Annotated in this window: 11 protein-coding genes; 10 read left to right on the top strand and 1 reads right to left on the bottom strand. The window is 49.8% G+C overall.

What is annotated here, in order from left to right; all coding sequences use genetic code 11:
• Positions 1 to 17: 17 nt before the first annotated feature.
• Both IEY13_RS09715 and IEY13_RS09710 read left to right on the top strand, forming a co-directional pair.
• Positions 18 to 2,639 (top strand): family 78 glycoside hydrolase catalytic domain, encoded by a 2,622-nt coding sequence (locus IEY13_RS09715; protein ID WP_188951781.1) that lies wholly within the window; start codon positions 18 to 20, stop codon positions 2,637 to 2,639.
• Complete coding sequence (locus tag IEY13_RS09710) at positions 2,640 to 4,922, top strand: family 78 glycoside hydrolase catalytic domain (RefSeq protein ID WP_188951780.1); 2,283 nt, start codon at positions 2,640 to 2,642, stop codon at positions 4,920 to 4,922. It begins immediately after the preceding gene.
• Positions 4,923 to 4,936: 14 nt separating this feature from the next.
• On the opposite strand, the gene IEY13_RS09705 is transcribed toward IEY13_RS09710, so the two are convergent.
• On the bottom strand, positions 4,937 to 6,481 hold the full coding sequence (locus IEY13_RS09705) for a hypothetical protein (RefSeq protein ID WP_188951779.1): 1,545 nt from the start codon (positions 6,479 to 6,481) through the stop codon (positions 4,937 to 4,939).
• 158 nt (positions 6,482 to 6,639) lie between these two features.
• On the opposite strand from IEY13_RS09705, the gene IEY13_RS09700 reads away from it, so the two are divergent.
• The 8 genes from IEY13_RS09700 to IEY13_RS09665 all read left to right on the top strand — a co-directional run bounded on the left by IEY13_RS09700 (position 6,640) and on the right by IEY13_RS09665 (position 13,346).
• Positions 6,640 to 7,659: a ferredoxin--NADP reductase gene (locus IEY13_RS09700; RefSeq protein ID WP_188951778.1), complete on the top strand. Its 1,020-nt coding sequence runs from the start codon at positions 6,640 to 6,642 to the stop codon at positions 7,657 to 7,659.
• 4 nt (positions 7,660 to 7,663) lie between these two features.
• Positions 7,664 to 8,434: a glucose-1-phosphate cytidylyltransferase gene (gene rfbF / locus IEY13_RS09695; RefSeq protein WP_188951777.1), complete on the top strand. Its 771-nt coding sequence runs from the start codon at positions 7,664 to 7,666 to the stop codon at positions 8,432 to 8,434.
• Position 8,435: 1 nt separating this feature from the next.
• Entirely contained in the window at positions 8,436 to 9,524 is a 1,089-nt protein-coding gene (rfbG, locus tag IEY13_RS09690) for a CDP-glucose 4,6-dehydratase (protein ID WP_188951776.1), read from the top strand.
• Positions 9,521 to 10,060: a dTDP-4-dehydrorhamnose 3,5-epimerase gene (rfbC, locus tag IEY13_RS09685; RefSeq protein ID WP_188951775.1), complete on the top strand. Its 540-nt coding sequence runs from the start codon at positions 9,521 to 9,523 to the stop codon at positions 10,058 to 10,060. The genes rfbG and rfbC overlap by 4 nt, the downstream gene beginning before the upstream one ends.
• Entirely contained in the window at positions 10,057 to 10,914 is an 858-nt protein-coding gene (locus IEY13_RS09680) for an SDR family oxidoreductase (RefSeq protein WP_188951774.1), read from the top strand. The genes rfbC and IEY13_RS09680 overlap by 4 nt, the downstream gene beginning before the upstream one ends.
• Position 10,915: 1 nt before the next feature.
• Positions 10,916 to 12,199 carry a lipopolysaccharide biosynthesis protein RfbH gene (gene rfbH, locus IEY13_RS09675; protein ID WP_188951773.1) on the top strand — a complete coding sequence of 428 codons (1,284 nt, stop codon included), beginning with the start codon at positions 10,916 to 10,918 and terminating at the stop codon, positions 12,197 to 12,199.
• A gap of 419 nt (positions 12,200 to 12,618) precedes the next feature.
• Entirely contained in the window at positions 12,619 to 13,044 is a 426-nt protein-coding gene (locus tag IEY13_RS09670; RefSeq protein ID WP_188951772.1) for a MauE/DoxX family redox-associated membrane protein, read from the top strand.
• A 38-nt stretch (positions 13,045 to 13,082) separates the two neighbouring features.
• A complete protein-coding gene (locus tag IEY13_RS09665) occupies positions 13,083 to 13,346 on the top strand; it encodes a hypothetical protein (RefSeq protein WP_188951771.1) in 264 nt (87 codons plus the stop codon).
• The last annotated feature ends 16 nt before the right edge of the window (positions 13,347 to 13,362 follow it).

Here is a 13,362-nt window from a genome sequence, read left to right as displayed (position 1 = left end):
CCATAATTGTAGATACCATGCCTGTACATAACACAAAAAATATTTTCTTTTCTGCCCTGCTAACCCTGTTTACGGCCCTGAGTACAGCCCAGGTAAAAGTGGGGCAGCTGCTTACCGAAAACCGTATAAACCCGCAGGGGCTGGATATACAGCAGCCGCGCTTTAGCTGGCAGCTGGAAGGAAAGGAACAGAACCTTACACAGACGGCTTATGAGATAAAAGTACTTACAGGTGGCAAACCGGTATGGAACAGCGGACAGGTAAAAAGTGCACAGAGCGTGCAGGTAGCTTACCGGGGCCCTGCGTTGCAGCCAGGTACCACCTACGAATGGACGGTACGGGTATGGGATAACGCAGGCCGGGTAAGTACATTCAGCACCCCGGCCTTTTTTACTACCGGACTGCAGACCACCGCTGCCTGGAAAGCCCGCTGGATAGAACCGGGCTACCAGGAAGATACCCTGCTGCGGCCCTGCCCCATATTCCGCAAACAGTTTACCCTTACGCGCAAGCCGGTAAAGGCCGTGGTATACATAACCTGCCACGGGGTATACGAAGCGCAGCTGAACGGTGCAAAAGTGGGGGATGCTTACCTTACACCAGGCTGGACCAGTTACCCCAAACGATTACAATACCAGATGTATGATATGGGTAAAACCCTGAAACAGGGGGAGAATACCCTGGAAGTGATGCTGGGCAATGGCTGGTACCGGGGCGTACTGGGTTTTGAAGCGCTGGAAAATACCTATGGCAAAACGCTGGCGCTGCTGTTACAGGCAGAGCTTACCTACAGCGATGGAACAAAAGAATATATTACTACAGACAACAGCTGGCAAAGTACCACCGGACAGGTGCAGTATGCCGATTTTTATAACGGGGATATTATTGATTACCGCCGGGAAAGAGCGCCCTGGGGCGCGGTAAAGGAGATGGATTACGGGTTTGGTAACCTGATAGCTACGGTAAATGAACCGGTACGCAAACAGGAAAGCTTTACGCCGGTAAAAATATGGCGTACCCCTAAAGGGGAATTGCTGGCCGATTTTGGGCAGAACCTGGTGGGGTGGGTAACGGTGAAAGTAAGTGGCCAGGCAGGCGATACCATACGGCTGGACCATGGAGAAGTGCTGGACAAATACGGCGAATTTTACAGAACCAACCTTCGCAGCGCCCGTTGCAGCGATATGTATGTGTTAAAGGGCAACGGAACGGAAACACTGGAGCCGGTATTTACTTTTCATGGTTTCCGGTACGTGCGGCTGAAAGGCTTTAGAGAAACAGTGAAGCCCGAACAGCTTACCGCCAGTGTTATTTACTCAGACCTGCCGCAGACCGGCAGTTTTGAATGCTCCAACCCGTTGCTGAACCAGCTACACCATAACATTGTATGGAGCCAGAACGGCAATTTTGTGGATTTGCCTACCGATTGCCCGCAACGCGATGAAAGAATGGGTTGGATGGGGGATGCACAATTATTCAGCCGTACTGCCGCCTTTAACCGGAACGTGAACAGCTTTTTTACGCGCTGGCTGGCGGATATAGCGGCAGACCAGTTTGCAGACGGAAGTGTACCGGTGGTGGTGCCCAATATTCTGGGTGGTTTTGGAGGTGTGGCCGGCTGGTCTGACGCGGCTACCATTATTCCCTGGAATATGTTTGAGGTATATGGCGATAGTCAACTGCTGGCAAAGCAATACCCTTCTATGAAAGCCTGGATAGATTTTATGGATAAGAACAGCACCGGTTATATGCGAAAGGAAACCTTTCAGTATGGCGACTGGCTTTCTTTTACCACCGAAGGGGCAGCAGAGGTAAACAAATCGGCCGTTACAGACATAAGCCTGATTGTACAGGCGTATTATGCATGCAGCGTGCAACTGCTGGTAAAAGCGGCCACGGTACTGGGGCATAAAGAAGACAGCATCCGTTACACCCAACTATTACAGCAGGTAAAAGAACTGTTTGTACGGGAATACGTTACCCCGGGCGGCCGGCTGGTAAGCGCCACGCAAACCGCCTATGTGCTGGCGCTGCATTTTGATCTGCTGCCCGAAGCGCAGCGGGCAGTGGCGGCAAAAAGACTGGTAGACAATATCAGAAGTTATAAAAATCATATTACTACCGGCTTGCTGGGTACTTCTTATATATGCCATGTACTTTCCCGCTTTGGCTATACCGATGTGGCGTATGACCTGCTGCTGCAGGAAACCTATCCTTCCTGGCTGTATCCCGTTAAAATGGGCGCTACCACTATATGGGAACGCTGGGATGGGATAAAAACGGACAGCAGCTTTCAGCACTGGCATATGAACTCGTTTAACCATTACGCTTACGGTGCCATTGGCGATTGGATGTACCGCGTAATGGCGGGTATTGGAACGGACAGCGTGGGTGGCGAAGGGTATAAAAAAATAGTAATAAAACCACACCCCGGTGGGGGACTGGATTATGTGAAAGCAGCGCTGCAAACCTATTACGGAAAAGTGGCGGTACACTGGAAAAGGGTGAATGGTACAATAAAGATGGAAGTAGCTATACCTGCCAATACTACGGCTACGGTGTATGTGCCGCAACGGGATGGGATTACTTACGAAAAGGTATCTGTAGGATCGGGCCATTATCAGTTTGAATCGAAATAAATGAAAAAAATACTTACCTATATAACAGCCCTGTTGCTGGTGTTTGCCGCGCAGGCCCAGGACAGGGTTTGGCAGGGTGCCTGGATTACCGGCACGGAAGATACTGCCGTACACGAATCGCCTTACTTTAGAAAAGGGTTTACCCTAAATAAAAAGGTAAAAAAGGCCACCGTATACATGTGCGGTGTGGGGTACCATAAGCTATATATAAACGGCAGGCCGGTAACCGACCGGGTACTGGAGCAGGGATATACCCGCTACGACAAACGCCTGCTGTATATAACCTATGATGTTACCCCGCTGCTGAACAGCAAGGCCAACTGCCTGGCTGCGGAGCTGGGGAATGGCTGGTACAACGTGCAGAGCCGCACTATATGGTTTTTTGACAGGGTAGGCTGGCGGAAAACGCCGCGGATGCTGCTGAATATGGATATTGTATATGCAGACGGCAGCCGGGAAACACTGGTAACCGACAACAGCTGGAAATGGCGTACCGGCCCTATGCGTTTTAATGGCCTGCATGCGGGAGAAGTATATGATGCACGAATGGAAATACCGGACTGGAATACCATAAAGTGTAACGAAACCAGCTGGAAACCGGCTACTATAACCACCTCGCCCGGTGGTAAACTGGAGCCGCAGCCGATGCCGGGGGTAGCGGTGATTAAACGTATACACCCGCAAAGCTGCCGGCAGCTGGCTGCCGGGCGGTGGTTGTTTGATATGGGGCAGAACTTTGCCGGTGTGGTTACCCTGCGTGTAAAAGGTACAGCAGGTGATACGGTAACCCTGCATTTTGGTGAGGTGCTGAACCCGGACGGTACCATGAACCGGGAGCACAATGCCTCGCAGATGGCGGGCTTTGAACAGTACCTTCCTTTTCAAACCGATAAATATATATTGAAAGGCGGGGGCGTTGAAAGTTATACCCCCCGGTTTACTTACCACGGCTTTCAGTATGTGGAAGTGCATACCAACCCGGCTGTTACCCTGGACAAACAAAGCCTGGAAGGACTTTTTTATAGTACGGACTTTGCAGAAACAGGAACCTTCAGCAGCTCAGACACCATGCTGAACAAGCTATATACGGCAGCACAGCAAAGCTACCGGAGCAATTTTATAAGTATACCTACCGACTGCCCGCAACGGGAGAAAAGCGGGTGGACAGCCGATGCCCATATTGCCTGTGAAATGGGGTTATGGAACTATGCTGCTGCACCAGGTTACCGTAAATGGTTACGGGATGTGCGCGATGTGCAGCTGGAAGATGGCAACCTGCCGGGCATTGCACCTACCTTAGGCAGGGGGTACCATTGGACGGGCCCGGACGATGATGGTTTTGGACCTGCCTGGGGTAGCGTACTGCCCATTATAAGCTGGTACCTGTATAAGTATGAGGCGGATACAGCAGTACTGGCAGAAAACTATACCGCCATTAAAAAGATAGTGGACCGGCTGGCCCGCCGTGCTGAAAATTATATTTATTCTACCGGCTTTGGCGACTGGCTGTGTATACAGGAAACGCCGGTGCCGCTGATTTCAACGGCCTACTTTTACAACGATGCCCGGCTGCTGAGCCGCATGGCAGCTATATTGGGGAATGCAGCAGATGCTACCACGTACGGGCAGCTGGCAGACAGTGTGCGTGCTGCCTTTAACGCACGCTTTTTTAACCCGGCTACCGGCCTGTACCGCGATACAACGGTTACGGCCATCAGTTGTGCGTTGTTTTATGGCCTTTGCCCGGAAGAGCACCGTAAAAACGTGGAAGCCAGCTTACAGGCTGCGGTGCTGCAAAGAAATTATCATGCAGACTGGGGCATGCTGGGTACCAAATACATACTGCATACATTAAGTGATGCCGGTTATGCCACTACTGCTTACCGGGTGCTGACCGATACGGGTTTTGCTGGCTGGGGCAACCAGATGGCGCGGGGCGCAACCACCCTGTACGAGGATTGGAAAGGAGAGTTTTCGCGCAACCATGCCTACGGGGTAGATTATGCCGCCTGGTATTTTACAGCGCTCGCCGGCATACGCCCCGATGAAAACAAACCGGGATTTAAGCATTTTACGGTGCAGCCCGTTTTTCCGGAAACATTGGATAAAATAGAAGTAAGCCATGACACCCGTTATGGCGCCATACGCGTAAGCTGGCAGCGTAACGGAAAAGAGATAGAAGTAAAAGTGACTGTGCCGGAACAAACCACGGCTGGTTTGCGGCTGCCCGGTAATGAGCAGTTGCTGCAGCCCGGCCATTACCGGTTTACGGTGAAGGGTTGATGGCAGCGGGTGCCTCATTTTACTGATGAGGCACCCGTTTCCTTTGCCGCCGTACTTTCCAGTATATATTGTGTAAACACCAGTGCAAAGGCTATTTCGATAGTCATAATAAATAACTGGTACCGTAGTACGGGACTGGAGGCGGTGATGTTAAAAGCAAAATCGGCCAGCCACAGAACGGTTACTGCCAGCAGGCTGTAAAACAACGCCGGTGATAAACGCCGGAAGCTTTTAAGGCAGTAAAAACAGATACACGAGAGTACAAAGAAATAATGCACAAAGGTGCTGAGTGCCGGATAGATAATAAATAACTGTGTGCGGAAATTGATGAGGCTGTGGTGTACCCGGAGGGTGGTAAGCTGGTACCACCGGATGGCAGGGCCTCCTATGGTATCGCGCTGCAACGAAAAAGGGTTATAGGCATCTACCAGCACCTCCTGCGGCGGATTCATATAACGCATAATGTTGGGCACGATAAAATACCGGAGAAAAGCACCCGGGTGTTTTTTAATGATATAGGTGCCATAATCGCCATACAGCGGACTAATGGGCGCAAACTTTACAAAATTAAGATTCATACGGTCTTTGCCATAAATACTGAACATATGCTGTATCAGGGGGGAAGGTTGCATCCACATATAAAAACTGCCCCAGGTAGCATCGTTGGTAAGCACATCTACCTTATAATGTGGCCCGTTAAAATAGGCCCGCACCCGGTTATCCAGCGCCTGAAAACGTGGCGGTACCGCACTGCTATCGTTTCTGTATACATTTTCATAAATATACAGCGCATTGCTGGCCATTTTCCAGGAGCCGAAAGGGGAGAATGATGCTACCCCGTAATCTTTTTGCATAGCATGCGTGGTGTACGCTATAAAACTACCCAATACCACCAGCTGCAATGCTATACCCGCTATAACAATTCCCTTCTTTTGCCGGCTGAGTAAAAAAGCCAGCGTACCTACCACCGGATAATACAAGGCATTGTAACGCACCGTAAACACTGCCAGCAACAGCAGGGCGTGGGTAAATAGCATATACGGAGCCGGCCGGAAAATAAGCCAGATGAGCTGGGTAAACCAGAGCAGGCTGAGGGTGGTAAACAATATATCGGACAATATAAGGTTGCTCATGAACAGGAAGATGGGATTGAGCAGCAGAAACAGGAACAGTACTATAGAAGTGATTTTATGAAACCCGAACCAGTAGCGGAGGGTGAAAAAGAAGTACAGCAAGGCAAGGTTAATAATAAGATACTGCACCACCAGCACGGCGTAGGCAGAAGAAGAGCATACATGTACCAGCCGCAGAAACCAGGAATACCCGATGGGCCAGGGCCCTACGCGGGCATGGTTAACGGCACCGATGATATAATAATAAGAATCGAATATAATATTGGGATGCGGATAGAAGGATTTAAACACCAGCCAGCTGATAGTAAGCACCACCGCTGCAGTGTACAGGTACAAGCGGTTGGAACGATGGAATACAAACTGTGAAAAGCTGGTAAACTGATACGTGGCTGCGGCCTGATGCAGACCCGGGCTGGTGGTTAACATTGTTGTGTGCTGGTTTGCGGTAAAATTATCAGGGCCTTTGTATTAATCGGGAACACCTCACCGGCAAACGGGTACAACCTTTTGGGTGTGAAGTGTACCCGCGGGTTACAATGCCTGCTCCCCCGGAATGCATACCAGGTGGTTACTTTTAAAACAACATGGAATACACACTGACTATTGCGGAAAAGAAGGTGGAAACACCGGATACGGTTACCATCCGCTTCAGGCAGCCTGCTTTTAAGAAAATGAAGTACCGGGCGGGGCAGTACATTACCGTGATAGTTACCGTAAACGGCAGAAAGTACCGGCGGCCTTATTCCATTTCTTCGGTATACGGATTAGATACTACTATTGATATAACGGTAAAGGAAGTGCCGGGTGGTGTGGTTTCGGGCCATATTGTACGCCACTGGCAACCCGGTGATAGTATTGCTGTAATGGAGCCGATGGGCGATTATCTGCTTCCGGAACAAACGGACGGACATACGTTGTATTGCTGGTGTGCCGGCAGTGGTATAACCCCCAATTACGCTATTATAAGAGAGGCCTTGCACAACCGGCCCGCACTGGAACAGATAGTGCTGGTATATGGCAACCGGCATTATGGTACTACTATTTTTAAAGAAGAACTGAACAGCTTGTTAAACGCACATGGGGAGCGTTTGAAAGTATATCATGTACATTCCCAACCCATAGCAGGAGAAGCCGCGTATTACAACCGGCGTTTGGATAGCGCCTGCGTAAACCGCTTATTGCAACAGGGGCAGGGCCCTGCGTTACATTATATATGCGGCCCGGCAGCCATGACACAGCTGGTACAGTCAGCACTGACAGAAAAAGGAGTAGCGTGTGAACAGGTGTTTACCGAAAGCTTTGAGAAATACGATACCGCTGCTTTGCCGGATGGAGTGGTAGCTGCTGCTGCCATTGTGCAGCAGCACGATATAACCCGGCAGCTGGCGGTGGCGCGTGGCAGCAGCCTGCTGGATGCCTGCCTGGATGCAGGATTAGATATAGTATATAGTTGCCAGGGTGGCAGCTGCGGATTGTGCACGGCCCATGTGCTGCAGGGCGAAGTGTTTACCACACAGGCACCCGGTTATGGCCGGGAAGGCGATAGCTGCCTGCTGTGCAGCAGCTATCCGTTAACAGAACAATTATCACTTCAAATACCATAAACTCATGAAAGTTGTATTGCTGGCCGGCGGACTGGGCACCCGTTTATCGGAAGAAACGATAGTGAAACCCAAGCCTATGGTAGAAATAGGAGGTATGCCCGTGCTGTGGCATATTATGAAAATATACTCTGCACATGGCTTCAACGATTTTGTAGTATGTCTGGGATACAAAGGGTATGTGATTAAAGAGTATTTCGCCAATTATTTTCTGCATGAATCGGATGTAACCATCAGTCTTAAAAACAACTCCGTACTGGTGCATGATACGCATACGGAACCGTGGAAAATAACTCTGGTAGACACGGGCTATAACTCTATGACCGGCGGCCGCATCAAGCGCATTCAGCAGCATGTGGGCAACGAAACTTTTTTGCTTACCTACGGCGATGGCGTGGGAGATGTGAATATTACAGACCTGGTATCCTATCATAAACAGCGTAAGAAATTCTGCACCGTTACTTCTGTACAGCCCTCGGGCCGCTTTGGTGCCCTGAACCTGGCCGATGATGACAGTGTACACTCCTTTATGGAAAAACCCCGCGGGGATGGTGCCTGGATTAACGGGGGATTTTTTGTGTGCGAGCCCAATGTGTTTGACTATATAGAAGGGGATGCCACTATATGGGAGAAAGAGCCGATGGAGCAACTGGCAGGCGAAAACCAGCTGGCGGCTTTTAAACACAACGGCTTCTGGAAGCCGATGGATACCCTGCGCGATAAGCATGAACTGGAGCAGGACTGGCTTTCTAATACAGCACCCTGGAAAATATGGTAGTATGAGCTTTAACCGTTGTTTTGAAAACAAGAAAGTACTGATTACCGGCCATACGGGCTTTAAGGGATCGTGGCTGGCCATATGGCTGCAGCAGCTGGGCGCGCAGGTGTATGGCTATGCGCTGGACCCGCTTACGCCCGACGATAACTTTGTGCGCTGCAACCTGGCAGGATATATACACCATACCACCGGTGATGTAACGGACCGGCGTGCATTGCAGCAGGTGTTTGATACGGTGCAGCCGGACATTGCTTTTCATCTGGCGGCGCAGCCGCTGGTACTGCTGTCGTACAACGACCCGGTAAATACTTTCAGCACCAATATAATGGGGGTGGTTCATTTTCTGGAAGCGGTAAAACGCACCCCTTCGGTAAAAGCAGCAGTAAACATAACCAGCGATAAGTGTTATGCCAATAACGAATGGACATGGGGCTATCGGGAAAACGACCCGATGGGCGGGCGTGACCCTTACAGTGCCTCTAAAGGCTGTGCAGAGCTGGTAACTGCCTCTTACCTGCATTCGTTTTTTCAGCACAATGCCTGTGTGGTGGCCAGCGCCCGTGCGGGCAATGTAATTGGCGGGGGCGACTGGGCTGCTGACCGTATTGTGCCGGATTTTTTCCGCGCGGTAAAAGCCAATAAATCCATGGTGTTACGCAACCCGTATGCCACCCGGCCCTGGCAGCATGTGCTGGAGCCGTTAAGTGGTTACCTGCACCTGGCCTGGCGCTTACTGGAAGAAGGGCAGGCACTGGAAGGCGGCTGGAATTTTGGCCCGGAAGACAACGCCAACTACAGCGTACGTTACCTGATAGAGGCACTGGTGGCGGCCGGCGCCAAAGGCAGCTTTGAAATAGCCGGAGAAGCCGTAAAACCACATGAAGCTACTTTTTTAAAACTGGATATATCTAAAGCCGTAAACTACCTGCAATGGCGCCCGGCGTTGAGCTTTCTGGACACCGTGCGGTTTACAGTACAGGGCTACCAGGCAGAAATAACAGGCAGCAGCAACCTGCTGGCAGAACGGATAAAACAGATACATGAATACACGGCACTGGCCAGATTGAAAAACATTAAATGGGCCCAATGAAATTTGAACCAACAGATATAGCCGGCCTTACCGTAATCCACTACCAGCCGTTTGCAGACGCGCGGGGTGGTTTTGTAAAAACCATACACCGCGAAAGCTTTGAGCAGGAGGGCCTGGAGTGGCAGTTTGCCGAAAGCTATTTTTCTATATCGGCCCGGGATGTAATACGTGGTATGCATTTTCAGGTGCCACCACACGACCATGATAAGCTGGTGCATGTGGTAAAAGGCAGTATAATAGATGTTGTGCTGGATATAAGAAACGATGCACCCACTTATGGCAGCTGGGTAGCCACGCTGTTAAATGACGAAAACCGGAAAGCCCTGTATATAGGCAAAGGGCTGGCACATGGCTTTTTAAGCCTGGAGCCGGATACGATAGTGGAATACCATACCACCACTCAGCAGCACAAGGCCTGCGAAGGGGGCGTGTTATGGAACTCGTTTGGGTATGAATGGCCGGTAGCTGCACCGGTATTATCGGAACGGGATAAAGGCTTTGCCGCATTCAGCCACGCACAAACCTGGTTTGCATGAACATACTGATTATAGGCGGATCGGGCCTGGTAGGAGGGAACCTGTACCGGGAGCTGCAGAAGCAACCTTTTGTACAAAAGTTGTTGGCTACCCACATTAGTTTTCCGGTGCCGGAAACGGTGTTTCTGGATCCGCTGGTGAATATGTCGCCGGAGATTAGCGCCGCCCCCTGGGATGTGATTGTACATACCGGTGCGCTGACGCATGTAGACCGGTGTGAGCAGGACAAGGAGCTGAGCTATGCCCTTACCGTGCAGAGTACCCTTAACCTGCTGCAACTGGCTGCCACCAGTAACGCCTTGTTTGTATACCTGGGTACAGACTATATTTTTAACGGAGAAAACGGCCCCTATGCAGAAGACGATGCGGTGGACCCGTTAAGCGTATACGGCCTGCATAAGCTGGAGGCCGAAACAGCAGTGCGGCAATACAAACGACATCTGGTAGCGCGTATTACCAATGTATACGGAGCGGAGGTGCGCAACAAAAACTTTATTGCTGCCATGCTGCAACGTTTGAAACAGGAAGAGCGCCCGGAAGTAAAAGCACCGTATGACCAGTATGCCACACCGGTAAATGCTGCGGACATAGCAAGGGCGCTGGTACTGCTGATACGCGACGGGGCAGAGGGGGTATACCACCTGGGAGGAACGGATTATGTATCGCGTACGCAATTGCTGCAGCGCATAAATGTGTATTACAATAACCGCATACATATACAGGCGGTAAGCACCGCTGCACTGGGCCAGGCGGCTAAAAGGCCGCTGCGCGGCGGATTGCTGAGCGGCAGGTTTATGGCCGCTTACCCGCATTTTACATTCACCAATATTGATGACTATTTAAAACACACCTGATATGCCAGTATACGCCGACCAGACCACTGATTTTAAACTGCATGTGAGCCGGCCTGTAGTGCCAGGTAAAGACTATATACCTGTAACCGGAAAAATTATAGAAGCGGATGACCTGCTGCTGGGAATGGAGGCAGTAGCCGATGGCTGGCTGACAGCCGGCAGGTTTGCGAATATATTTGAGAAAGATTTCGCTGCTTATTTTGGCGCCGCCAGAGCCTTGCTGGTGAACTCCGGTTCCTCTGCCAACCTCACTGCTTTTTATACTCTTACCTCACCCAAACTGGGCGACCGTGCCATACAACCGGGCGATGAAGTGATTACGGTGGCAGCAGGTTTTCCTACCACGGTAAACCCGCTAATACAATTTGGGGCCATACCGGTTTTTATTGACGTGGATATTGCTACCCATAACGTACAGGCTGATTTAATAGAGGCAGCCGTATCGCCCCGCACCAAAGCCATTATGATGGCACATACACTGGGTAACCCTTTTAACCTGGCAGAAGTGATGCGTGTGGCGCGCAAGTATAACCTGTGGGTAGTGGAAGATGACTGCGACTCGCTGGGCGCTACCTACAACGGACAAAAAACAGGCACCTTTGGCGACCTGAGTACTTTTTCGTTTTACCCCGCGCACCATATTACCATGGGAGAAGGCGGCGCTGTACTGATTAATAATCCGCAACTGGCGAAGATTGCAGAAAGCTTCCGCGACTGGGGCCGCGATTGTTACTGCGAACCCGGTAAAGACAATACCTGCGGCTGCCGCTTTGCACAGCAGTATGGTAAACTGCCTTACGGCTACGACCACAAATACACTTACTCGCATATCGGCTTTAACTTAAAAGTAACCGATATGCAGGCTGCCATTGGCGTATCGCAGTTTAAGAAGGTAGACCGCTTTGTGGAGAAACGCCGCGCCAATTACCGCGCTTTATATGAGCGCATGAAAGCATTTGAAGCGTTTTTTATACTACCGGAACCTACACCGGACAGCGACCCATCGTGGTTTGGCTTTTTGCTGACTTTGCGGGAAGGCGATGCCGCAGACAGGCATATGCTGGTACAGCACCTGGAGGCAGAGAAGATTGGTACCCGTTTGCTGTTTGGTGGCAACCTGCTGCGCCAGCCTGCCTATGCAAATACACCACATCGTGTGGCCAGCAAGTTAGACAATACAGATACGATAATGAACCAGAGCTTTTGGCTAGGTGTATGGCCGGGACTGGATGAGGTGCATTATGATTATATAGCTGACGTGATACAGCGATATATACATTCGTGAACGGAAGTGAATTCATAGGTTAGCAACTTCAGCGTAAGACTAATCCGAAAAAGAAAACTGTTTTTTAAGAACGGGTATTTACTAAACGTACATTAATAAGATGCGTGAGTAGAAAAAAAGGGGGATGGGGATGAATAATATTTTATGTTTTTTACCGGATGCGGTTAAACTTTTAAACAGGTATATTACACGATATACCTGTTTTTTATGGCAGATAATGAGCCTGAACAAAAAGAACAAAAACTGCACGGCTATCTAATCCCTTGAAAATAAGTACAGGTGATTGTTTTTTGTGATGGAAAAAACAGATGATTATTAAAAGTATGTGTTGTTTTTTGTTAGGTTTCAGGCGGTTGTAACATTCTGTAAGTGTTCCGGTTCTTTCAAGGATTAGATAGCGGGAAACCCCCTGTCTGCATATGAGTAAGCATAAGTTGCTGATTGTTGAAATTATTTGCTGCCTGTTAATTGTATTGTTTTTGTATGCCAGCTTTACCAAGCTGCTGAACCCTTATGCGTTGCGGCATGACATGCTGAACCAGCCTTTTCCGCGCTGGTTTAGCAGGCAGCTGATATGGGCAGTGCCTGCTGTAGAGATAGTATTGGTAATATTACTGGTGTTTGAGGTAACCCGGAAGATTGCTTTATGGGGCGCCCTGGTGTTGTTGTTGCTGTTTACTGTGTATACAGCGTTAGTGTTACTCCATTTTTTTTCTTACGTACCCTGTGGCTGTGGTGGCGTAATACGCAATCTGAGCTGGCCGCAGCATCTGGTGTTTAACCTGTTTTTTACAGGTATAACCGCTGTAGCCATAGTGCTAAGACGGAAGGTGCAAATGCATTAATTGTCCGTACTCTTTATTAACCATAAAAATTGATGACGATGAAAACAATGAAAACAACACTTGTGTTGACCGCTCTCGTATGTGGCACCTTTGGCGCAATGGCGTTTGAAAAAGTAAAAGCACCTTGTGAAGCTGAGCAGCAGTATAGATATACCAGTGCTGCCGGCTTTCAGCCTGTTTCTGACACCTATTATTGCGCTCAGGTAGGGGTAGGGAATAACTGTACTTATTATAAATCAAGTGAGGTTCCTGCTGTGTATACAGTTTGTGTTGTCGGTGTGTATACCGATCCTGGAAAGTAACTGTAATTGGATATGA

Origin of the sequence: Filimonas zeae (assembly GCF_014641615.1) — a bacterium.
Lineage (GTDB): Bacteria > Bacteroidota > Bacteroidia > Chitinophagales > Chitinophagaceae > Filimonas > Filimonas zeae.
The sequence above is the reverse complement of the archived record's forward strand: the minus strand, read 5'-3'. Positions and strand labels throughout refer to the sequence as shown.

What these genes read in the sequence shown, in the direction of transcription:
- rfbG (WP_188951776.1), top strand. Translation starts at nt 8,436, where the DNA reads ATGAGCTTTAACCGTTGTTTTGAAAACAAGAAAGTACTGATTACCGGC.
- IEY13_RS09715 (WP_188951781.1), top strand. Translation starts at nt 18, where the DNA reads ATGCCTGTACATAACACAAAAAATATTTTCTTTTCTGCCCTGCTAACC.
- IEY13_RS09680 (WP_188951774.1), top strand. Translation starts at nt 10,057, where the DNA reads ATGAACATACTGATTATAGGCGGATCGGGCCTGGTAGGAGGGAACCTG.
- IEY13_RS09665 (WP_188951771.1), top strand. Translation starts at nt 13,083, where the DNA reads ATGAAAACAATGAAAACAACACTTGTGTTGACCGCTCTCGTATGTGGC.
- IEY13_RS09710 (WP_188951780.1), top strand. Translation starts at nt 2,640, where the DNA reads ATGAAAAAAATACTTACCTATATAACAGCCCTGTTGCTGGTGTTTGCC.
- IEY13_RS09705 (WP_188951779.1), bottom strand. Translation starts at nt 6,481, where the DNA reads ATGTTAACCACCAGCCCGGGTCTGCATCAGGCCGCAGCCACGTATCAG.
- rfbC (WP_188951775.1), top strand. Translation starts at nt 9,521, where the DNA reads ATGAAATTTGAACCAACAGATATAGCCGGCCTTACCGTAATCCACTAC.
- rfbH (WP_188951773.1), top strand. Translation starts at nt 10,916, where the DNA reads ATGCCAGTATACGCCGACCAGACCACTGATTTTAAACTGCATGTGAGC.
- rfbF (WP_188951777.1), top strand. Translation starts at nt 7,664, where the DNA reads ATGAAAGTTGTATTGCTGGCCGGCGGACTGGGCACCCGTTTATCGGAA.
- IEY13_RS09670 (WP_188951772.1), top strand. Translation starts at nt 12,619, where the DNA reads ATGAGTAAGCATAAGTTGCTGATTGTTGAAATTATTTGCTGCCTGTTA.
- IEY13_RS09700 (WP_188951778.1), top strand. Translation starts at nt 6,640, where the DNA reads ATGGAATACACACTGACTATTGCGGAAAAGAAGGTGGAAACACCGGAT.